The 21,911-nt window shown below is 47.0% G+C and carries 15 protein-coding genes; 9 read left to right on the top strand and 6 right to left on the bottom strand.

Annotated features, from left to right (window positions below):
- Positions 1–5: 5 nt before the first annotated feature.
- Positions 6–3,962 carry a hybrid sensor histidine kinase/response regulator transcription factor gene (locus NQ564_RS10220; RefSeq protein WP_008150812.1) on the bottom strand — a complete coding sequence of 1,319 codons (3,957 nt, stop codon included), beginning with the start codon at positions 3,960–3,962 and terminating at the stop codon, positions 6–8.
- A gap of 210 nt (positions 3,963–4,172) precedes the next feature.
- Here NQ564_RS10220 and NQ564_RS10215 point away from each other — a divergent pair, with 210 nt between their 5' ends.
- The 3 genes from NQ564_RS10215 to NQ564_RS10205 are packed head-to-tail and all read left to right on the top strand — an operon-like array spanning position 4,173 to position 10,847.
- Positions 4,173–7,127, top strand: coding sequence for a glutaminase domain-containing protein (locus tag NQ564_RS10215; RefSeq protein WP_039848277.1), 2,955 nt, complete (start codon positions 4,173–4,175; stop codon positions 7,125–7,127).
- Positions 7,128–7,177: 50 nt separating this feature from the next.
- Positions 7,178–8,989 carry a glycoside hydrolase family 2 protein gene (locus NQ564_RS10210; RefSeq protein ID WP_008150808.1) on the top strand — a complete coding sequence of 604 codons (1,812 nt, stop codon included), beginning with the start codon at positions 7,178–7,180 and terminating at the stop codon, positions 8,987–8,989.
- Positions 8,990–8,993: 4 nt separating this feature from the next.
- Positions 8,994–10,847, top strand: a complete 1,854-nt coding sequence (locus NQ564_RS10205) for a glycoside hydrolase family 2 protein (protein ID WP_021862525.1) — start codon at positions 8,994–8,996, stop codon at positions 10,845–10,847.
- A gap of 64 nt (positions 10,848–10,911) precedes the next feature.
- On the opposite strand, the gene NQ564_RS10200 is transcribed toward NQ564_RS10205, so the two are convergent.
- A complete protein-coding gene (locus NQ564_RS10200) occupies positions 10,912–11,952 on the bottom strand; it encodes an acyltransferase family protein (protein ID WP_008155150.1) in 1,041 nt (346 codons plus the stop codon).
- A gap of 469 nt (positions 11,953–12,421) precedes the next feature.
- Here NQ564_RS10200 and NQ564_RS10195 point away from each other — a divergent pair, with 469 nt between their 5' ends.
- The 6 genes from NQ564_RS10195 to rseP are packed head-to-tail and all read left to right on the top strand — an operon-like array spanning position 12,422 to position 18,246.
- Positions 12,422–13,024 carry a DUF4290 domain-containing protein gene (locus NQ564_RS10195; protein WP_008150799.1) on the top strand — a complete coding sequence of 201 codons (603 nt, stop codon included), beginning with the start codon at positions 12,422–12,424 and terminating at the stop codon, positions 13,022–13,024.
- Positions 13,021–14,325 carry a UDP-N-acetylglucosamine 1-carboxyvinyltransferase gene (gene murA / locus NQ564_RS10190; protein ID WP_008150797.1) on the top strand — a complete coding sequence of 435 codons (1,305 nt, stop codon included), beginning with the start codon at positions 13,021–13,023 and terminating at the stop codon, positions 14,323–14,325. Before NQ564_RS10195 ends, murA begins: the two co-directional genes overlap by 4 nt.
- An 11-nt stretch (positions 14,326–14,336) precedes the next feature.
- Positions 14,337–14,858, top strand: a complete 522-nt coding sequence (gene rimM, locus NQ564_RS10185) for a ribosome maturation factor RimM (protein ID WP_008150796.1) — start codon at positions 14,337–14,339, stop codon at positions 14,856–14,858.
- Positions 14,859–14,873: 15 nt separating this feature from the next.
- Positions 14,874–15,746 carry a M23 family metallopeptidase gene (locus NQ564_RS10180; protein WP_008150794.1) on the top strand — a complete coding sequence of 291 codons (873 nt, stop codon included), beginning with the start codon at positions 14,874–14,876 and terminating at the stop codon, positions 15,744–15,746.
- A gap of 5 nt (positions 15,747–15,751) precedes the next feature.
- Positions 15,752–16,900, top strand: coding sequence for a 1-deoxy-D-xylulose-5-phosphate reductoisomerase (locus NQ564_RS10175; RefSeq protein WP_008150792.1), 1,149 nt, complete (start codon positions 15,752–15,754; stop codon positions 16,898–16,900).
- 11 nt (positions 16,901–16,911) lie between these two features.
- The gene (rseP, locus tag NQ564_RS10170) at positions 16,912–18,246 is read left to right on the top strand and encodes an RIP metalloprotease RseP (RefSeq protein ID WP_008150790.1); all 1,335 of its coding nucleotides are present in this window, start codon (positions 16,912–16,914) and stop codon (positions 18,244–18,246) included.
- A gap of 364 nt (positions 18,247–18,610) precedes the next feature.
- Here rseP and bioD read toward each other — a convergent pair whose 3' ends face one another.
- From bioD to NQ564_RS10150, 4 genes are read right to left on the bottom strand one after another with little or no spacing between them, the layout of a single operon-like run.
- Positions 18,611–19,288, bottom strand: a complete 678-nt coding sequence (gene bioD, locus NQ564_RS10165) for a dethiobiotin synthase (protein ID WP_008150788.1) — start codon at positions 19,286–19,288, stop codon at positions 18,611–18,613.
- Positions 19,289–19,295: 7 nt separating this feature from the next.
- Entirely contained in the window at positions 19,296–20,060 is a 765-nt protein-coding gene (bioC, locus tag NQ564_RS10160; RefSeq protein ID WP_129650086.1) for a malonyl-ACP O-methyltransferase BioC, read from the bottom strand.
- A complete protein-coding gene (locus tag NQ564_RS10155) occupies positions 20,048–20,713 on the bottom strand; it encodes a DUF452 family protein (RefSeq protein WP_008150785.1) in 666 nt (221 codons plus the stop codon). Before NQ564_RS10155 ends, bioC begins: the two co-directional genes overlap by 13 nt.
- Before the next feature lie 3 nt (positions 20,714–20,716).
- On the bottom strand, positions 20,717–21,868 hold the full coding sequence (locus NQ564_RS10150) for an 8-amino-7-oxononanoate synthase (protein WP_008150782.1): 1,152 nt from the start codon (positions 21,866–21,868) through the stop codon (positions 20,717–20,719).
- Positions 21,869–21,911: the final 43 nt, after the last annotated feature.

Raw genomic sequence — 21,911 nt, 5'->3', positions numbered from 1 at the left:
CTGCCTTACTTCGTTCCCGCCTGTTTCAGATACTCCGACGGCGTCTTCCCGTACTGCTTCTGGAAGCAGGTGGAGAAGTAGGCAGGTGACGAAAAGCCGACTTGGAAAGCGATCTCGCTGATGCGGTTCTCTCCGTTCTGCATCAGCAGGATCGCTTTCTTTAAGCGGGCGATGCGGATGAAGTCGTTAGGAGAGAGACCGGATAAGCCTTTGACCTTGCGGTAGAGACTGGAAGTACTCATTCCCATCGTATCGGCAAGCATCTCAACGGAGAGGGCTTCATTGCTGAGGTTCTCTTCCAAGTAATCGTTCAGTTTGTGAAGAAAAATATCATCCACCTGTGAAACAGCAAGAGAGGCTACTGGGGCGAACGGTTTCTCCAAATAAGTTTTGTTCAGTAGCTCACGGCTTTTCAAAAGGTTACTAACCTGGGCCGTCAGTAGTTCGATGGAGAAAGGTTTCTCCATATAGGCATCGGCTCCTGTGTTCAGTCCCTTCAGGCGTGACTGCAGGTTGTGTTGTGCCGTCAGCAGGATAAATGGGATATGGCTGACATTGACGTCGTTTTTCACTTCGTTGCAAAGTTCAAAGCCGTCCATGATCGGCATCATGACATCGCTGATGATCAGGTTGACCGTGTTCTTACGAACCAGATCGAGAGCTACTTTCCCGTTTTCAGCTTCTACTACTTGATACATTTCCGCCAGTTCGCGAGCGATGAAATGGCGCATATCATTCTGGTCCTCGACAATCAAGATCACCGATTTGTCGGTTTCGGTCAACGTGACCATTTCCACTTTCTCTTTCTCGTTTCCGGCAGCGATCCGGTAACTGTCTTCCTGTTGTTCCGGCAGCTTTAGGACAAACTGGTTCAAGCCGTCCGGTGTTTGCCGGTAGAACAGTCTGCCACGGTGGAATTCAGCCAAAGAATGGGCTAGCGATAAACCGATACCGCTTCCCTGTCGGTTTTCTGTTTCTTTGAGGCGATAGAACGGATTGAATATGTTTTCGGTTTCACTGTCGGGTATCAGATGTCCGTCATTGGTGACGAGTAGGGTGAACATGCGTTCTTCGCCCGAAGGAGGGAGCAGTTCGAGCGATATCCGGCTGTCCGAGTACTTCAACGCGTTGCTGACTAAGTTGCTGACGATCTTGGAGAATGCCTCCCTGTCTAAACTGGCTTCGAAAGGCAGCTCCGGAAGTTTGACTGTAAAATGCTTGTTTCCTTGTTCGAAAGCCGGGCGGAACGGATGCAAAATCGTTTCCAGCCAGAGAACGACATCGGTCGTGACATAATTCAGCTTGAACCCGCGGCTTTCCGTCTTGCGGAAGTCCAATAACTGGTTGCTGAGGTCTAACAGCCGTCCGGTGTTTTTCTCGATGATCCGTAAGTTCTCCTGTGTGGCGGGCGTTCCATCTCCCGAACGAAGGATCTTTTCTAACGGGGCTTTTATCAATGTGAGCGGTGTCCGTATTTCATGTGTAATAAAGGTGAAGAACTGTATCTTTGCATCGTAAAGTTCTTTCTCCTTTTTGGTTTCGAATATTTCACGGTTGATGCGGTGCTTCTCTTCCAGTTTGGCTTTTTTGTAGTAATACCAAAGTACGATCAAGAGGCATACGGTCAGGAAATAAATAAGATATGCCCATCCGGTAGCCCAGAACGGCGGTGTTACCGTAATTCGGAGAGTCGTCTCGTTATCCTGCCAAACCCCGCTGCTGTTGGTCGATTTTACCCGGAAAACATAATCTCCGGGTGACAGGTTTGCAAAGGTCACGTCTTTATTCTGCTTCATATAGATCCAGTCCTTGTCACTTCCGTCCAAGCGATAGGCATACTGGATCGCATCCGGCGAGGTGTAGCTCAATGCCACATACGAAAGGGTAAAGGTGGAACGGTTATGTGGGAGTTTCAATTCTCCGCTTTCCAAAATCCGGTTGACATTATATTTAGGGGCGCCGATACGGTCGTCCTGAACATCTATGCGGGTGATGCATACCGATGGAGAATAAACATCCTCTTTAAAATCACGCGGATTAAAGGCGATCATTCCGTTGATCGTTCCCATATACATGGTCCCGTCCGGCATCTTGTAAGCGGAACAATAGTTGAATTGCGCTTCGGGTAGGCCATCCGTGTATGAGAAAGTCTTCATCACGTATGTTTCGGGGTTAAAACGAACCAGCCCGTTGGCCGTTGCAATCCAGAAAAAATGTTCGTCATCTTCCAGGATGCGGTGTACGATATTGCTGGGCAGTCCGTTTTCAACCGTGATGCGATTGAATGAATCGGATATCTCGTTGTAGAGGGAGAAACCATAGACGGTCGCCACCCAAATTCTGTTTTTCGAGTCTTCGAATATGGAAGTCACGTTGTTGTCGCCGATAGTCTGCGACCGCTCACGGTTGGATGTATAATGCGCGAACTTCTTTTCGGTTTTGGAGTAGCGGTAAGCTCCGGAGGTGGTTGCCACCCAGATATCCCCTTTGCTGTCCTTGTAGATTTGACGTACCATCGACTTGATCTCTGTTCCCCAAGGGATGAAACATTCTTCTTTTTTACGGAAGAGGACAAGCCCTTCGGAGGTTCCGATCAGGATTTCGTCTTCAGAGAGTTTGCAAAAGCAGAGTATGAAGTCTGACGGTAGTAGGTTGTCGGTATTACTCCGGGTATATCGTTTGATGATTTTCCCGGAAGGAATGTCCAACAGATCGATTCCGGTGTTGAAAGTTCCTACCCACAACCGGCTGTCGTCGGCAAGTAGGCCGTGGATATTGGTTGCCGAAAGTGGATGGGCGGGGTTGGTACGGGAGAAGTTCGTGATCTCGCCGGTAGCCGGGCTATAGCGGTTGATCCCGTTATCTTCCGTTCCTAACCAAAGGTTGCCGTACTGGTCCGGACAGATTTCACGTACAGCATTTCCCGGCATTCCCGGATGGGTTTTCCCTCCGATAAAATATTTAAACGGGATATATTCTTTGGGCAGATAGTTGATTCCACCGAAAAAGGTGGTAACCCATATTCCTCCTTCACGGTCTTTTGTGATTGAATAGACCGCATTGTCGGAAATCGTATATTCGTTTGTCAGAGATTTTTGCAGGTGCGTAATACTCCGGTCTGTCATATTCAAGATATAGACACCGGATTCGGATGCGATCCAGTAAGTATTCTCATTGCACTGCTTGATGTCGCGAACTTGTATGTCCGGGATGATCGTTTCCGTGTTCCGACTGTTTCGATCGTAAAATTTGAGTCCCGCCCGGTCTGTTCCGACCAGTATTCCCCAGTCCGGCACGAGGCAAAGCCTGGTGAGGCTGATCGGATTTCCTTTTTCCTTTTCTGTCAGTACTGGGATGCGGACGAATTTGTCTGCCTCCGGTTTGTAGAAAAACAGGTCGCTACGTCCGGCGAGGATCGGCTCGTTCTCTTCGTCCATCGTGATGTCTATCAAGCTTATCTGTTCCCCTTCAGGATAGAAATGCGGACTGCTTTCGCCTGAAAGGGCATAACGGGCAATCCGGTTGTAGCTCATCAGCCACAAATTCCCCTTTTTATCTTCTCTGATTTGCTGGAAATATTCCGGGGTATTATTGCTGTCGGAAAAGGTCAATGGGTGAAATGCATCTGTTTGATAGTCGTAGTAACAGGTGTGGGAGTAAGTGCAGACCCATATCCTACCGGTCGAATCTTCGAAAAGACTGATGATCCTATCGTTCGGCAGGCTTTCCGGATCGTACGAATTGTAACGGTAAATCCGGAACTGATGTCCGTCGAAACGGTTCAATCCGTCGTCTGTCCCGAACCACATGAATCCTTTTTTATCCTGTAGGGCACAATAAACCGTGTTGTGCGACAATCCCTGTTTGTTGGTATAGTGGCGGAAATACAAATCGTGTGCCTTGCCGGAGTAGGGAAGGAGTAGCAAAAGTAAGTTTATTATGGTAGTTAAGAGTAGTCTCATACAAAGTTGTTATTCTTCTGTTGTGTGCTGCAAAAGTAAGTAAAAAAACGCTATTTAAGAGGTCTTTGTACGATTTTGATTGATATTTGAAAGCTTCTGATTGATCCTTGAAAGAGGTTTTAAAGGTCTGGAAATATCTTTGCATTCAAATTTCAGACAAAGGAAATTTAAGTTCTTATGAATGTTGTGTTTTATTATATATATGAAAGAATGAAGAGAACCTCTCTGATACTATTGGTTTGCTGCCTTTGGATACTGAACGTATCCTGCGGTTCAGGGAATTTGTTTCAGCCGGATAAGAAGAATGCCCTGCGTGCTCCTTCTTATCCACTGATAACGATTGATCCTTACACCAGCATCTGGTCGTTTACAGATCAGCTGAACGAGGATGCGACCCGTCATTGGACCGGAAAGGAGCAGGGACTGTTAGGTGTCATCGAAGTGGATGGGGTTTCTTATCGTTTTATGGGAAAAGAAGCACCGGAGGAGGGAACTCCGGTGCGTTTTGAAAAGGCTGCGGTTCAACAGTCGGTGAATGTTCTTCCGACACAAACCTATTATACATTCGAATGTGGTCCGGTCTGTCTGGATCTCATTTTTACGTCTCCTCTTTTGTTGAATGACTTGGATCGTATGTCCACGCCTGTTAATTATATCTCCTGGCAGGTTCGTGCTACGGATGGAAAAACGCATGAAACTCGTCTGACGGTCGAGGCTTCTCCTTCTTTAGCCGTTCATTCAGACGATCAGGCTGTGACAGTGGCCTTTGAAGAGGAAAATGGTATTTCATATGTAAAAGCAGGAACCGTCGAGCAGTCCGTGCTGGCACGTAAAGGAGATGATGTCCGTATCGATTGGGGATACTTCTACCTGGCTGCCCGAACGGAAAAACAGACGGAGATGAAAGTGAGTGACCGGCAACAACTTGTTTACAGCCGTGATATGGGGACGGTGTCTAATTCTCCCCAATCCGGTTTCCTGATGGTCGGGTATGATGATTTGTATTCGATCCAATATTTTAAAGATAACCGTATGGGGTATTGGAAGCATAACGGAAAGAAAAACATCCGGCAGGCTTTCGAAGGATCGGCTGAAGAATATCGTTCGGTTATGGATCGCTGCCGTCATTTCGACACTCGCCTGATGGAAGATGCGGAAGAAGCCGGAGGGAAGGAATATGCGGACCTTTGTGCCGTCGCTTACCGCCAGGCGGTAGCAGCCCACAAACTTATAGAAGACAAAGATGGGAACCTGTTGTTCCTTTCCAAAGAAAATTTCAGTAATGGTTCGATCGGTACGGTCGATGTGACGTATCCGTCTGCCCCCTTGTTCTTACTTTATAACCCGGAGCTACTCAAAGGAATGTTGAATCCAATTTTCCATTATAGCGAAAGCGGACAATGGAACAAGCCTTTTGCTGCCCATGACGTCGGAACTTACCCGCATGCCAACGGGCAAACGTATCCGTTCGATATGCCGGTCGAAGAATGTGGGAATATGTTGATTCTGACCACTGCCATCGCTTTGCGTGAAGGTAACGCGGATTATGCCCGTGAACATTGGAAGACATTGGGTGTTTGGGCCAATTATTTGTTGAAAGAAGGACTTGATCCTGAAAACCAGTTGTGTACGGATGATTTTGCCGGACATTTGGCTCATAATGCCAACCTTTCGATAAAAGCAATCATGGGTATTGCCGGATACGGAAAGTTAGCAGAGATGTTGGGAGATAAGGAACAGGCGGTCCGGTATGTTTCCGCCGCTCGCGAGATGGCGGAGAAATGGGAACGGATGGCTGACGATGGAGATCATTTCCGGTTGACATTCGATCGGGAAAACACTTGGAGCCAAAAGTACAACCTGGTTTGGGATAAGGTTTTGGGGTTGCATATTTTCCCGGAAAGGATCGCCCGGAAGGAGGTCGCTTTCTATTTGAGCCGGCAACAACCGTTCGGTCTTCCTCTTGATAGCCGCAAGACTTACACTAAGATAGATTGGATCTTATGGACGGCTTGTCTGGCTGATACACAGGAGGATTTCTCCCGCTTGTTATCGCCCGCTTATAAATATGTGAATGAAACTGAACCTCGGGTGCCCTTGACCGATTGGTACGAGGCTACCGATGGCCGGTCCATCAACATGCGTGCCCGTTCGGTGGTAGGCGGCTTTTTTATGAAGATGCTGGAAAAGCAGATGTATAAACCCTCTTCCCGCCCTGAACCGATGGAAGAACCGGTTACGCAGGCTAAAAGCACTTACCGGAATCCAGTGATCGATTACAGCTTGCCTGATCCGACCGTCATCAAAGCGGATGATGGCTATTTCTACCTGTATGCAACCGAAGATATCCGCAACACGCCGATCCACCGTTCACGCAACTTGGTGGACTGGGAGGAGATCGGGACGGCTTTCACGGAAGAAACACGTCCGACTTTCGAGCCGAAAGGTGGTTTATGGGCTCCGGATATCAATTATATTGACGGACGGTACGTGCTGTATTATTCTATGTCTGTCTGGGGAGGCGAATGGACCTGTGGGATCGGCGCCGCCGTTTCCGATAAACCGGAAGGACCATTCATAGACAAGGGACCGTTGTTCCGAAGCAAGACAATTCAAGTTCAAAATTCTATAGACCAATTTTTCATGGAAGATAACGGGAAAAAATACCTGTTTTGGGGTAGTTTCCGCGGTATCTATGGGATAGAGCTGTCGGGAGACGGCCTATCTGTTTGGGACGGAGCCAAAAAAAGACAGGTTGCCGGAACCGCCTACGAAGGTACTTACATCCATAAAAGGGGCGATTATTATTATCTGTTTGCCTCGATAGGGAGTTGTTGTGAGGGATTGAAAAGTACCTATACTACAGTTGTAGGCCGTTCTGACAGCCTGTTCGGCCCGTACACCGACAAACAGGGACGACCGATGATGGAAAATCATCACGAGATCCTGATTCATGGAAATGAGGCGTTTGCTGGTACGGGGCATAACTCGGAAATCGTCACGGACGATCGTGGAAACGATTGGGTTCTCTATCATGCTGTGAGTCGGGAGCATCCTACCGGACGTGTCCTGATGTTGGACCGGATTCGTTGGAAAGATGGTTGGCCGGAAGTCGAAGGGGCGAGTCCTTCTCTGGAAGCGGAAGCACCGGAGTTTATTAATTGAAAGTTGAAGATTGAAAGTGAAAATCAATTACAAATCATAAATCATAAATCATGAAAAAGACCTTATTAGCATGTTGTGCATTGGCACTGACCTTGGGCGCACAGGCTCAATGGAAACCGGTAGGAGATAAGATCAAGACACCGTGGGCGGAACAAGTGAATCCGGCGAATGTCCTTCCTGAATATCCCCGTCCTCAATTGGAACGTGGCGATTGGCAAAATCTGAATGGTGAATGGGAATATGCCATCAAACCGGCTGGCGATGTAGAGCCGGCAACATTCGATGGCAAGATTTTGGTTCCTTTTGCTGTCGAATCCTCTCTTTCTGGCGTACAGAAAGAAGTTGGCGAAAACAACGAATTATGGTATAAACGTACTTTTTCCGTTCCTTCAGCCTGGAAAAACAAGGATATCGTATTGAATTTCGGTGCGGTGGATTGGAAAGCGGATGTGTTTGTAAACGATATCCTGATCGGTTCTCATAAAGGTGGTTTCACACCGTTCTCCTTCAATATCACTCCGTATCTGACAGGAAAGAGTAATCAGAAACTGGTTGTTCGCGTATGGGACCCGAGCGATAAGGGATATCAACCGCGTGGTAAGCAGACTTCCCGTCCGGAAGGCATCTGGTACACGCCTGTAACCGGTATCTGGCAGACGGTATGGCTGGAACCGGTAGCTGCTGCCCATGTGACTTCTGTAAAGTCTATTCCCAATATCGACAATAATACATTGAGTGTGACGGTCGGAACTTCCTGCGACTGCAATTCCGGTATTGTAACCGTGAAGTTGTTGGACAAAGGTCAGGTTGTGGCTTCCGCAAAAGGTGTTCAGGGTGAAGAATTGCGCTTGTCTGTGCAGAACCCGACACTCTGGAGCCCGTCCAATCCCTATCTGTATGATATGACGGTTTCTTTGTCGAAAGACGGGAAAGTGTTGGATGAAGTAAAATCATATACGGCTTTCCGTAAGATTTCTTCCAAACGTGATGCTGCCGGTATTATGCGTATGCAGTTGAACAATCAGGACTTATTCCAGTTCGGCCCGCTGGACCAGGGATGGTGGCCTGACGGACTTTATACGGCTCCGACAGACGAAGCATTGCTGTTCGACATCAAGAAAACGAAAGACTGGGGCTTCAATATGATCCGTAAGCACGTGAAAGTGGAACCGGCACGCTGGTATTATCATTGCGATAAGGAAGGTATTCTGGTATGGCAGGATATGCCGAGTGGAGATCATGGCTCTTACATTTGGGATCACCACGTGTATAACGGTGGAAAAGACAATGAACGTACGCCTGAATCAAAGGCCAACTATTACCGCGAATGGAAAGAGATCATGGATCTTTGCGTATCCAATCCTTCTGTAGTCGTTTGGGTGCCTTTCAACGAAGCATGGGGACAGTTTGAAACGGAAAAAGCGGCTGAATGGACAAAAACTTATGATCCTTCCCGCTTGGTGAACCCGGCAAGCGGCGGTAACCATCGTCCTTGCGGTGATATCCTGGATTTGCATAATTATCCGGCTCCCGATATGTTCCTGTTCGATCCGAAACGTGTGAATGTGTTGGGTGAATACGGCGGAATCGGTCTTCCGGTGGAAAATCACTTGTGGTGGAACAAACGTAACTGGGGGTATGTGCAGTTTAAGAACAGCGACGAAGTGACGGCTGAATATGTCAAATATGCCAATATCCTGAAAGATTATGTGAAACGTGGCTTCTCTGCTGCTGTCTATACGCAGACTACTGATGTGGAAGGTGAAGTAAACGGTTTGATGACATACGACCGCAAAGTGATCAAGATCAACGAAGCTGCCGTAAAGAACGCCAATCAGTCGGTTATTAACGAATTAAAGTAAAAGCATGAAACGGATTAGCATAGCTTTTTTATCTCTTTTTCTGTGCGTGGCCTCTATCTGGTCCATGCCGCGTCCCGAATATCCCCGTCCGCAGTTCGAGCGGACGGGTTGGGTCAACCTGAATGGAGAATGGACCTGCTCGTTTGATTTCGGCGGTTCAGGGATGGAACGCGAGTTCTATAAATCGAACGGCTTTGACAAGAAAATCACTGTGCCTTTCTGCCCGGAAAGTAAGTTGTCCGGCATAGGATATACAGACTTCATCAATCATTTCTGGTATCAGCGTCCGATCACGATCCCGCAGGAATGGAGCGGAAAGAACATTCTGCTTAATTTCGGTGCGGTCTACTATAAATCGGAAGTCTATATCGACGGCGTTTTGGCCAACCGCCATTTCGGTGGAACCTCTTCGTTTGCTGTGGATATTACTTCTTTAGTAAAGCCGGGCCAGACACATAGTTTGGTCGTTTATGTTGAAAGTAACGTGCGCGGAGCCAAGCAAGCAGCCGGCAAACAAAATCTGCAATACGCTTCTTATGGTTGTAACTATACTCGAACGACCGGTATATGGCAGACGGTCTGGATGGAAGCTGTCCATCCGGAAGGATTGCAATCAGTTCAGGTGTTGCCCGATATCGACCAGCAGCAATTGGTTGTCCGTCCTCGTTTCTATAAAGAAGCAGGAGGAAAATTGCAGGTGACACTGAAAGACAATGGTAAGGTTGTTGCCAGTCGGACGGTTTCGGCAAGTTCTCTGTCTTCCGTTGTTCTTCCGGTTAAGAAGATGAAGACCTGGAGTCCGGAAAGTCCTTTCCTTTACGATCTGGAGTACAAGGTTTTGGATAAGAATGGAAATATAATTGATGAGGTCAATGGTTATACCGGTATGCGTAAGGTGCATATCGAAGGCAATAAGATTTATCTGAACAATAAGCCTTACTACCAGCGTCTGGTGCTCGACCAAGGTTTTTATCCTGACGGTATCTGGACGGCTCCGAGTGACGAGGCATTGAAACGGGATATCGAATTGTCTATGGAGGCAGGTTTCAATGGTGCCCGCTTGCATCAGAAGGTTTTCGAAGAACGTTTCTATTATTGGGCGGATAAGATGGGTTATCTGACTTGGGGGGAAGCTTCCAGCTGGGGGATGGATTGTAACGATACGGAAACGGCTCGTAATTTCATTACCGAATGGAGTGAAATTGTGCAGCGCGACCGTAACCATCCGTCACTCCTGATCTGGACGCCGACCAACGAGGAGTTCTGGCCGGACCGTGTACAGTATCCGCGCCTGATGCACGACCTCTATAATCTGACGAAAATGATCGACCCGACCCGTCCTTTCCACGGGGCAAGCGGTGGAACGCATATTGCAACCGATATCTGGACCGTTCATAATTATGAACAGGATCCCGCCAAGTTGAAAGAAAAGCTGTATAACGGCGGTAAGTTGATGGAAGCCCCAAAATGGGAAATTCATCTGAATCCGATGAATATCGGTTATAATGGTCTTAAATATACAGACCAGTATGCTTTCCCGGAATACAAGAAGGATATGCCTTATTTGATCGACGAGTTCGGCGGTATCAAATGGAATCCGGCACAGCAGACGGAAAGCGCCCAGAATACCTCATGGGGATATGGCGAAGCTCCCCGTTCGTTGGAAGAGTTCTATGCTCGTTTGGAAGGCCAGGTGGATGCGGTTTTATCTCTTTCGAACGATATTTGGGGATATTGTTATACGCAGTTGACGGATGTGGAACAGGAGCAAAACGGTATTTACTATTATGACCGTACACCTAAGTTCGACATGAAACGTATCCACGCTATTTTCAGTAAGACACCAGAATCAAAATAATAACGGACTAAAAATCAATTAAGGGGGAGCAGAGAATATCTTTGCCTCCCCCTTATTTTATTAATTATTTGTTCAACCATATTTTTATCCGCTTATTCATAGGCTTTTCAAAATAGTAGTAGGAAAGCAAGCTAAGCAGGACGATGATGCCGAATAGAACCGGAACAGCAATATACCACGCTATATGGAAACTACTTCCTTTCTGCCATTCCGAATAGGTAAGCAGAACAAAAAGATGAATCAGATAAAAACTGTAACTAATCTCTCCGCCTATTATTAAAAAGCGGTTGGACAGGAGATGCGAAACGTAGCCTTTTTGCAATGAGAAACTGATCAGGATCACGGCTACCGGCAGCCAATAGTAACAGGAGTACCGATATACTTTAGGTATTTCAATCGCATAGAAATAAAAGGCGAGGAATAAGACTATGGAGGCTATTTCGATGATGGTCCCTTGAGGCAAAGAAATGTTCTTGTCTTTTAGCCGGTCATATAGCTGGAATAAAAGCATACCGGCGATGAAGTCCGGAAGCCGGGTAATCGGATTCACGTACCAATATCCTTTGATGTCGTTTTCCGGAGTAAAATACATACCGGTCACGACCAGGATGGCTGCAACTATAAAAATGCAGAGCAGACGTTTGTAATTCTTGGTTAGCGGTATAAAAAAAGGGAAACAGAAGTAAAAAAGCTGCTCGCAACATAGACTCCAGGAAGGGCTGTTGAAGGAGAAGAAATAATCAGCTTGAGGTATGTAACCGTTTGTTAGAGTAAGCGAAGCAAAAAAGTGCTTGAGCCAATCTGTTGTTCCTGAAGCTACCACATAATTCCCTAATACAGCGGCAACCAATAGTGTCAACCAATGCAACGGATAGACGCGTGCTATGCGTGCCACCCAAAAAGTTCGTTTGCTGATCTTACTTTCGCTTAACTTTTTTTGATAATTGTAGGCGATGATGAAACCGCTCAGTACAAAAAAGAAGCTGACACCGACAAATCCTTCTTTGAAAAAATGGGTGTTGAAAAAGCTGTCTATTACGTAGCAGTGTGCACTGAAAACCATTATGGCGAATATAAACCGTAGTGATGTTAATGTGTCGATCATGGCTTTGTTTTTTGTCCGGTCGTAAAGATCGGAATTTAATTTGGATAAAAATTTATGGAGAGGCACTAAAAACTGTATAAGGCAGGCGATAAAAATATATTTTCTTCAAATATAGCGATAATGAAACAAAGTACAATTTACTATCAGACAAAAAGTAGTCAACTAAAATTATTAAGCTACAGTGAAAATATTTTTTTTGCGGGTGAAAATAAATTTTCACTTGCAGGAAAATTTATTTTCACCCAAAAGTAAATGCTGAAACAAAAGTTTCAACCTGTTTTTTCTCTGAAACTTTTTTGCATTTCAATTTTATTGAATTATAAATTCAGTAATCGCTGGCACTGATTACTGAATAAATGCAGGGGTAAACAAGATTTGTCCCCTGTCTGTTATCTTTTAGATTGCCGGCAGAGCCATATTGTTTAAATCAATTATAATCTGTAACTTTGCCGGATAAACAGAATTTGTAATGAAATATAATACAGAAGAAAAGAAATTGGTTATGCCCGAATATGGACGCAATATACAGAATATGGTGGACTATTGCATTACCATTCAGGACCGGGAAGAACGTAAACGCTGCGCAAACACGATAATCAACATCATGGGAAATATGTTTCCCCATCTACGTGATGTAAACGACTTCAAGCATATTCTTTGGGATCACCTGGCTATTATGGCCGACTTCAAACTGGATATCGATTATCCGTACGAGATCGTAAAGAAAGAAGACCTTTACTCACGTCCTCCACGTATACCTTATAACAATTCGCGTATACGTTACCGGCATTACGGCAAGACGCTTGAGAAAATGATCCAGAAAGCAACCGGGTTCGAACCGGGAGCGGAAAAGGATCTGCTGATCAAATTGCTGGCTACCCAGATGAAGAAATCGTTCCTGACCTGGAACAAAGAGTCCGTAGATGACCGGAAGATTTTCAAGGACCTCGATGAATTGTCGGAAGGCCGGATCATTTTGGATGAAGAGGTGCATAAACTGGCGGAAAGCCGTGATATACTCGCTCGCAACAATACGAACAACAAGAAAAATTATTCACGTAAAGGCCGATGAGTTCATTTGTCATAGAAGGCGGTTACCGGTTGGCCGGTGAGATTGTACCGCAGGGCGCAAAGAATGAAGCCTTGCAGGTCATTTGTGCAACATTGCTTACGCCGGAAAAAGTGACAATCCATAATGTACCGGATATACTGGATGTGAATAACCTGATACAACTCTTGCGCGATATGCAGGTGAAGGTGGAACATCCGGCGGCCAATACCTATACATTCCAGGCCGATGCTGTCGACTTGAACTATCTTGTGACGGAGGTGTTCTTGCGTAAAAGCGGTTCCCTGCGCGGTTCGGTGATGATTGTCGGCCCTCTGGTCGCCCGTTTTGGCAAGGCACTGATCCCGAAACCGGGAGGCGATAAGATCGGACGCCGTCGTCTGGACACTCACTTTGTCGGTATTCAGAAGCTGGGGGCTTGCTTCAGTTATGATCCCGACCGTCAGCTCTACGAAATAGAGGCGAAGAAGTTGAAAGGAGCCTATATGCTGCTCGATGAAGCTTCGGTGACCGGTACGGCCAATATCCTGATGGCGGCTGTGCTTGCGGAAGGAAAAACAACGATTTATAATGCTGCCTGTGAACCTTATCTGCAACAACTTTCTTCCATGCTGAACCGTATGGGAGCCCGTATTTCGGGTGTCGGTTCCAATTTGCTGACAATAGAAGGGGTTGAGGCGTTGGGTGGCACTACACATACGATCCTGCCGGATATGATCGAGGTCGGCAGTTTTATCGGAATGGCCGCTATGACCGGTTCCGACATTACGATCAAAAATACAGGCTATGATATGTTAGGGATTATTCCCGATTCATTCCGTCGCCTGGGAATTACAGTCGAACAGATCGGTGACGATATCCATGTCCCGACACACGAATCCTATCAGATCGAGACGTTTATCGACGGCTCTATCATGACGATTGCCGATGCTCCCTGGCCGGGACTGACGCCGGACTTGCTGAGTGTCTTCTTAGTTGTGGCGACGCAGGCTGTCGGCAGTGTGCTGATCCATCAGAAGATGTTCGAAAGCCGTCTCTTTTTTGTCGACAAACTGATCGATATGGGGGCACAGATCATTCTTTGCGATCCGCATAGGGCGACTGTGATCGGGTTGGGCAATCGTTTCAAACTGCGTGGCTCCAATATGGTTTCTCCGGATATCCGCGCCGGTATTGCCTTGCTGATCGCGGCGATGAGTGCCGAAGGAACCAGCCATATCCACAATATCGACCAGATAGACCGCGGATATCAGAATATTGACAAACGGTTGAACAGCATCGGGGCACGGATTACCCGACTTTAAACATTCTTGTCATGATTAAAAAAGAAGATGTTTTCAAGATAGGGCAGTTTGCCAAACCTCACGGCATAAAAGGGGAGATCGCATTGGTTACGAACAGTGACGTTTTTGAGGATTCGGACGATCCGTATATTATATGTGAGATGGACGGGATCTTGGTTCCTTTTTTCATTGAGGAGTATCGCTATAAGACGGATACCGTCATCCTACTGAAGTTGAAGAATGTGAACGATGAGAAAGCGGCCCGTGAATTTTCCAATCGCGAAGTCTTTTATTCGCTTGATGAAGTGGACGAGGACGATCTGGTGGGAGATATGACATGGGACAGTTTTATCGGCTATCGGGTCATAGACGAGCATCATGGCGAAATAGGCGAGATTACCGATGTCGACGAGTCGACTATCAATGTCCTTTTGCAGATCGACCATAATGGCGAAGAGCTGTTGTTACCTGCCGCAGAGGAACTGATCTTGTCTGCCGATCATGAAAATAAGACGCTGACCGTTTCCATCCCGGAAGGTCTGCTGGATTTATGAAATTGACGAATACACATGGCACAAAAGCAAAGACGAACAAATAAGAAATCATTCTGGCACCGGATTAGGTTTAAATATAAACTGTCTTTCTTCAATGAAGGAACGCTGGAAGAAGTATGGTCTTTCCGGTTGTCGCAGCTCTCCGCGTTTGCGATGCTGGCTGTGTTTGCTTTCCTGCTGATCGCCTTTACTGCCTTTATCATTATTAAGACGCCGATACGTAACTACCTGCCGGGTTATCTGGATGTGGAAGTCCGTAAGGAAATCATGCAGAATGCCTTACGTGCCGATTCGCTGGAAAGGATGATACAGATACAATCTCTTTATCTGAATAATGTGGCGGGTATCTTGTCGGGGACGATGCCGGTCGATTCGATTCGAGAGATCGATTCGCTGGCGCGGGTGAACCCTGACTATGAGATTCCGCAAACAAAGGAGGAAAAGAAATTTGTAAAAGATTTTGAAGAGGCGGAGAAATATAACTTGGCTGTCCTGGACCCAAATCCGGTTCCTACCGACGGTGTCTTTTTCTACAAGCCGGTAAATGGTGTGGTTTCTTCTCATTATGATGCCAATATCCGGCATTACGGTGTCGACTTGGTTGCTGCTCCGAAGGAAAGCGTGCTGGCGACGTTGGATGGCACGGTGGTTTTTGCCGGCTTCGATCCGAATTCCGGGAATGTGATACAGGTGCAGCATAAGAACGGTTTTTTATCTATCTATAAACATAACGAGTTATTGCTGAAAGAGGTGGGCGACCGCGTTGTTGCGGGTGAGGCCATTGCTTTGGTTGGCAATACGGGTAAATTGTCGACCGGTCCGCATCTCCATTTCGAGTTGTGGTATAAAGGTGGTCCGGTCAATCCTGAAGAATATATAGCATTTTAATACGCATGAAAAGAAACTTGGCCATATTAGGCTCTACAGGTTCTATCGGAACGCAGGCTCTGGAAGTAGTCAGCGAACATCCCGACCTTTTTGAAGTATATGCTCTTACTGCCAATAATCAGGTGGATCTGCTGATCAACCAGGCACGTAAATATATGCCCGAAGTGGTGGTAATCGCCAACGAGCAGAAATATCCCGAACTGAAGGAGGCGTTGGAAGATCTTCCCATCAAGGTATGGGCAGGCTCGGATGCCATCGCTCAGGTCGTGCAGTCGGAGCCGATCGATATGGTGCTGACGGCAATGGTAGGATATGCGGGGCTGAAACCGACGATTGCAGCGATCAAAGCCGGTAAGGCGATTGCCTTGGCAAACAAAGAGACGCTGGTGGTGGCCGGCGAACTGATCACTGCCCTGGCTGTCGAACACAAAGTTCCTATCTTGCCTGTCGATTCTGAACATTCAGCCATTTTCCAGTGTTTAGCGGGAGAGTGGGAGAACCCGGTGGAAAAGATTTTGCTGACGGCTTCCGGTGGCCCCTTCCGTACCAAGACAATGGAGGAACTGGCAGTCGTGACTAAAGCACAGGCGTTGAAGCACCCTAACTGGAGCATGGGGGCAAAGATCACGATCGATTCGGCGTCGATGATGAACAAGGGGTTCGAGATGATCGAGGCGAAGTGGTTGTTCGGGCTTGCACCGGAACAGATACAGGTTGTGGTGCATCCGCAGTCGGTGATCCATTCGATGGTTCAGTTCGAAGATGGTGCGGTGATCGCCCAGTTGGGGATTCCCGATATGAAACTTCCCATAAGCTATGCTTTCTCTTATCCTAAGCGGTTGCATAGCAAAGCACCTCGTTTGGATTTCACCCAATATGCAACGCTTACGTTCGAGGAGCCGGATATGGAACGTTTTCGTAACTTGGCATTCGCCTTCGATGCGGTTCGGAAAGGCGGAAATATGCCTTGTATCCTGAATGCGGCCAACGAAGTGGTAGTGGCAGCTTTCTTGCGTGACGAAATCGGCTTCCTGCAGATGAGCGACGTGATTGAAAAAACAATGGCGAAAGCCACCTTCATCCCTGTTCCCACCTACGAAGATTATGTGGCGACGGATGCGGAGGCGAGAAAAATTGCGGAGAAACTTATTTAAATTGACAAAGTATGGAGACATTTTTAGTTAAGGCTCTACAGCTCATTCTGAGCTTATCGATATTGGTGTTGGTCCACGAGTTCGGGCATTTTATTTTTGCTCGTATCTTTAAGGTCCGGGTGGAGAAATTCTATCTTTTCTTTGACCCGTGGTTTTCGATTTTTAAATTCAAACCTAAAAACAGTGATACGGAATACGGTGTCGGCTGGCTTCCTTTGGGTGGTTATTGCAAGATTTCCGGTATGATCGATGAGAGTATGGACAAGGAGGCGATGGCGCAGCCGCCGAAGCCATACGAGTTCCGTTCTAAGTCAGCCGGACAACGGTTGATGATCATGGTTGCGGGCGTGTTGTTCAACTTCCTGCTGGCGCTGTTTATTTATTCGATGGTGTTGTTCACTTGGGGCGATACTTTCCTGCCGTTGAAAAATGTGAAGGCAGGTATGGATTATAGTGAGACTTTCCATAACGTTGGATTTCAGGATGGGGATATCTTGCTGAAAGCAGACGATACGGAGTTGGAGCGTTTCGGAGAAGACTGTTTCCGCCATGTACTCAATGCACAGACCGTAACGGTTTTGCGTGGCGGTGTTGAAACGGTAATTCCCATCCCTGAAGATATGGCACAGCGTGTTATGCGGGATAAGAAAGGGTTTGCTTCTTATCGTTTCCCGATGGTCGTGCGCGAATTGGGTGAAACGGAAAGTGGCGAATCGCCTGCCGCAGTTGCCGGTTTGCAGCCGGGAGACAGTATCGTGTCTATTAACGGCCTTTTAACCCCTTCCTTCTATGAAGTGGGTGAAGTGCTTGCACAAAATAAGGATAAGGATGTCTCGGTCGGTTTTTACCGTGCTGGTGTTCCGCAAACATTGACGCTGCATACGGATACGGCCGGGAAAATGGGTGTTTATTCTGTTTCCCCTCTTGAAATCTACCAGACGGTGACTCGTAAATATGGTTTCTTTGAGTCTTTCCCTGCTGGTGTCATGCTGGGTGTGAATACGCTGAAAGGTTATGTCAGCGATATGAAATATGTCTTTACGAAAGAGGGGGCTTCCAGCCTGGGTGGTTTCGGTACGATCGGCAGCCTGTTCCCAGCGCAGTGGGATTGGCATTCGTTCTGGATGAAAACGGCTTTCCTTTCTATTATCCTTGCCTTTATGAATATTCTGCCGATCCCGGCCTTGGACGGCGGACATGTGATGTTCTTGCTCTATGAGGTGATTGCACGTCGCAAGCCGAGTGATAAATTCCTCGAATATGCGCAGGTTACCGGGATGTTCCTGCTGTTTGCTTTACTGATTTATGCAAACGGAAACGATATTTTCAGGTTCTTCTTCAAGTAATAAGTGATATATGAATAAACGGGGCTGTGTCAAATTGATATTACCGGACGCAGATGACGCGGAACACGCAGACTGACGCAGATTTATTTTATTGATAATAAATAATATCTGAGTTAATCTGCGCTCGTCTGAGTCGTCTGTGTCCCATGAATACCGATATTTGACACAGCCCCGTTCTTATAAAGGCATCTGACGCTTTGTCATTGCTGTGACGGTGCATGATGGACGTTCGAGGTGCCAGACCTGATTCATACTACTTCGTCGTAAACTGATACACCATTCAAAACACCGATGCTTTGATTTCAAAACACCGATGTTTTGGATGCGAAACACCGGTGTTTTGAAAAGGAGGGGTAGAGGAATTTTAGAGTAGGCTGCTGATATCTATGTCAACCTCTCCTGCCACTTCTTCCGGAAGCGTGATAAGGGCGGTTCCGGGAAATTCTTTTTTCAGATATTGGGTGAGGTATTCCTGTGTGTTGACGGTTATCAATTCGTCTGTAGGGGGATAGAGGTTGTAGACGACTGCCTGAACCGGAATCTTGTATTGCTTGCAGGCATAGAGGCTTAATAATGTATGGTTGATACTGCCTAACTTTCCGGATGTCACTAAGATAACCGGATAGCCTTGCTCTTTTACATAATCAATAGCGAGCGAATGAAAATCGTTCGGTACCATTAATCCGCCCGCCCCTTCCAGCAAGACGTATTCATATTTCTCCTGTAGGCGGCGGGTTGCTTCGGTGACAACTGAGAGGTCGATTGTTTTCCCGTCTTTCTCCGCAGCCATATGGGGAGAACAGGGATAGGTAAAGATGTAGGGGCAGGTTAATCCGGTTTTATCCTCTTCGGTGAAAGGGATTCCCTGTATTTTCCGGTGCATTTCGATGTCTTCCGAAACTTCTGCGCAACCTGTTTGAATCATTTTCTGGGTGATGACTTTTTTCCCTTTTCCGGCCAATGCGCATGCGATCATGCCGGTGGCAAAAGTTTTACCGATATTGGTATCTATTCCTGTAATAAATAAGACTGTTCCTTTCATACTACTACTATTTTTTTATTGCTAATATATAAAGCGGGCGATATGTGAGTGTCACTTGGCCTGTGGTTGTCGTGAACTGTTCCGAATAGTGCCGGCAGAATGATTCTTGCCGGCCCCTTGTCCAACGGCCATTCCCGGTTGCTGTGACGCCTGTTGCTTTCAGGTGTCGCAGTACGTCCAGCGGGGTTTTAAAGGTGAGGACGATCGTCTCCTCTTCGTAATGAAGCAAATTGAAGCCGGCTGTGGATAACCATCCTACAAGTGTATCGGAAGTTGGGTACACGAGTCCTTTTCCTGTCAGCTCTTTGATCTCGTACAGATTGCCGGGGACAAAAGTGCTGAACAGGAGCATCCCTTGCGGCACCAGCAGTCCCGACAGTTTATGGAGAAACGTTTCCGGTTCTTTCATCCACTGGAAAGCAGAGGCGGATGCAATCAGGTCGTACTTGCCGGGAAAGGATAGTGTTTCGGCATCCCCGGCTATGAAGAGGGGAGGATTGCCGGGGAAAAGTTGCTCTATCTTTTTCTGGCAGTCTTCGCAAAGATCATTCAGTATCCATTCGTCAATGTGGCATTGTTGTTTCAGTGCTCCGGTGAATCCTCCCGTCCCGCAACCGATTTCCAGCACTCTCCTGTAACGGGTATCCGCTTGATGAGGGAGGAGAGAAGCGAGTTTCCGGCTGATACGGTGTTGGGCATCGGCATGATTGTCGTAGCTGGACAAGGCGCGTGTAAAGCGGATATGTATGCGTTTAGCTTCTATTGTTTCCATATTTCGTTCCATTGTTTCCATAAATAAAAAGGATAGTGAGGAGCCTCTATCTCAGTTATAGGACAACGATCTTGCCAGAAGGCACGCAGGTTCGCGGCAGGAAAGATCCGGTCGCCGGAGGGGATGAGGGTATGCGTCCATCCACTGAATAAGGGGGAAGCTGATGGTGTTTTCTTTATTTCTGTGTACAGATAGTCCAATTCTTCCCGGATGTCGGTGAGTGGACGAGGTGGTATCTGTTCGTAGGCTTCGAGGAGATCCCGTTTGCCGCACATCCTCCGGTTGAAGCGGTGCATGCCTTCCTCAGTCAGGTTATCCAATGTTCCTCGGAAGATCGTTTCCGGGATGCCCCACTGGTCATGGACAGGGTAGAGAGTTCCACCCACGGCGATAGCCTCGGTGAAGGGTATTTGCCTCTTACCAAATACGACCGATGCAACCCATACTCCTAATGACCAGGCTATCAGTCGAATTTCGGGGTATCTGGAAAGGGCTTCTCCTTCAAATTCCATCCCCCGATAGTCATAGCAAATCCAGATATCCGTATCCGACTCCGGTTCCAGATGCCGGAATACTTCAGGAGAAGCCGCCCAGCCTGAAAAGACGAGAAGGAGTTTGCTGTTGCCTGCTTTTGTTTGTTTATATATGTTCATGATTTATGTGTTTTGATATAAATCATAAATCATAAATCTTATCTCCTCTTCAGTTATGTCGGCTGTTAATGAGAAACGTATTCGTGCCGTTCCTTTGGGGATCGTAGGAGGGCGGACAGGGAGGCAGTAGAAGCCTTTCCGCTGTAGGCTGAGGCTTGTCAGGATGCAATCCTCGTTTTCTCCGATAATGAAAGGAATGATGTGGCTTGCCGATATTTCTCCTCCTTTCCCTTTCAAGGCCTCCGAAAGTAGGTGGCTGATAACGGACAGACGGTGTCGTTCGTCAGTAAAGCAGGGAAGTTTCTCAAACAGGAACTTTGTCCAGGCTATTTGGGCAGGCGGAAGGGCTGTGCTGAATATCAAAGGCCGCATCGTATTGATCAGGTATTCTCTGACTGTCCGGCTGCACATCAGGTAGGCTCCCATCGATCCCAAAGCCTTACCAAAAGTACCGACCAAGAGGTCTATATCACGGATGCAATCTTGCTCCTCGGCGATCCCCAAACCGTTTTTTCCCCTAACACCGATGGCATGCGCTTCGTCTACATACAACCATATATTCGGATAGCTTTTCTTTAAGGACACCAGGCGGCGGAGGTCGGCGACATCTCCATCCATGCTGAAAATACTTTCCGTAACGATAATAATCTGCTCATACTCATGCGCATATTTCACTAATAGTTGTTCCAAATGCTCATAATCACAGTGACGATAGCGTTGATAAGGCGCACCGCTTAACCGGATACCATCGATGATACTCGCATGTATCAGTTTGTCTGCCAGGATGAATGACTGTTTGTCTGTCAAGGCAGGGAGTATTCCGGTATTAGCATGATAACCGCTGTTGAACAGCAGGGCGGCTTCGCGCTCGAAGCGTTCGGCCATTAGTTCTTCCAGTTCGGTATAGATCGGGAAATTCCCTGTCAGTAACCGGGAAGAAGAGGAGGAGAACGGCAGGCCGCTTTCCTGCAACTGTCCGATAAACTCATTCCGCAAATCCTGCCGGGACGAGAGTCCGAGATAGTCGTTGGAAGATAGGTTGAGCATAGTCTGCCCTTCTTTTTCGATCCATTTGCCACGATGGATGACATCGGGAAGACTGCGCAGGTTGCCGGAAGACTTCCATTCTTCCAGTTTATTGTTATAGTATTTCATTATTTTTTTGAATATAAGTGTTTTATATATTATTGAATGGATG

The sequence above is a fragment of the Parabacteroides johnsonii DSM 18315 genome (assembly GCF_025151045.1).
GTDB classification, from domain to species: Bacteria; Bacteroidota; Bacteroidia; order Bacteroidales; family Tannerellaceae; genus Parabacteroides; species Parabacteroides johnsonii.
This window is presented reverse-complemented; position numbering and strand designations above follow the sequence as displayed.

Bases quoted from the DNA above. Each gene is read 5' to 3' on its own strand.
- NQ564_RS10215 (WP_039848277.1), top strand. From the start codon at position 4,173: ATGAAGAGAACCTCTCTGATACTATTGGTTTGCTGCCTTTGGATACTG.
- NQ564_RS10205 (WP_021862525.1), top strand. From the start codon at position 8,994: ATGAAACGGATTAGCATAGCTTTTTTATCTCTTTTTCTGTGCGTGGCC.
- NQ564_RS10210 (WP_008150808.1), top strand. From the start codon at position 7,178: ATGAAAAAGACCTTATTAGCATGTTGTGCATTGGCACTGACCTTGGGC.
- bioD (WP_008150788.1), bottom strand. From the start codon at position 19,288: ATGAAAGGAACAGTCTTATTTATTACAGGAATAGATACCAATATCGGT.
- rimM (WP_008150796.1), top strand. From the start codon at position 14,337: ATGATTAAAAAAGAAGATGTTTTCAAGATAGGGCAGTTTGCCAAACCT.
- NQ564_RS10180 (WP_008150794.1), top strand. From the start codon at position 14,874: ATGGCACAAAAGCAAAGACGAACAAATAAGAAATCATTCTGGCACCGG.
- NQ564_RS10150 (WP_008150782.1), bottom strand. From the start codon at position 21,868: ATGAAATACTATAACAATAAACTGGAAGAATGGAAGTCTTCCGGCAAC.
- NQ564_RS10220 (WP_008150812.1), bottom strand. From the start codon at position 3,962: ATGAGACTACTCTTAACTACCATAATAAACTTACTTTTGCTACTCCTT.
- bioC (WP_129650086.1), bottom strand. From the start codon at position 20,060: ATGGAAACAATAGAAGCTAAACGCATACATATCCGCTTTACACGCGCC.
- NQ564_RS10175 (WP_008150792.1), top strand. From the start codon at position 15,752: ATGAAAAGAAACTTGGCCATATTAGGCTCTACAGGTTCTATCGGAACG.
- NQ564_RS10195 (WP_008150799.1), top strand. From the start codon at position 12,422: ATGAAATATAATACAGAAGAAAAGAAATTGGTTATGCCCGAATATGGA.
- rseP (WP_008150790.1), top strand. From the start codon at position 16,912: ATGGAGACATTTTTAGTTAAGGCTCTACAGCTCATTCTGAGCTTATCG.
- NQ564_RS10200 (WP_008155150.1), bottom strand. From the start codon at position 11,952: ATGATCGACACATTAACATCACTACGGTTTATATTCGCCATAATGGTT.
- murA (WP_008150797.1), top strand. From the start codon at position 13,021: ATGAGTTCATTTGTCATAGAAGGCGGTTACCGGTTGGCCGGTGAGATT.
- NQ564_RS10155 (WP_008150785.1), bottom strand. From the start codon at position 20,713: ATGAACATATATAAACAAACAAAAGCAGGCAACAGCAAACTCCTTCTC.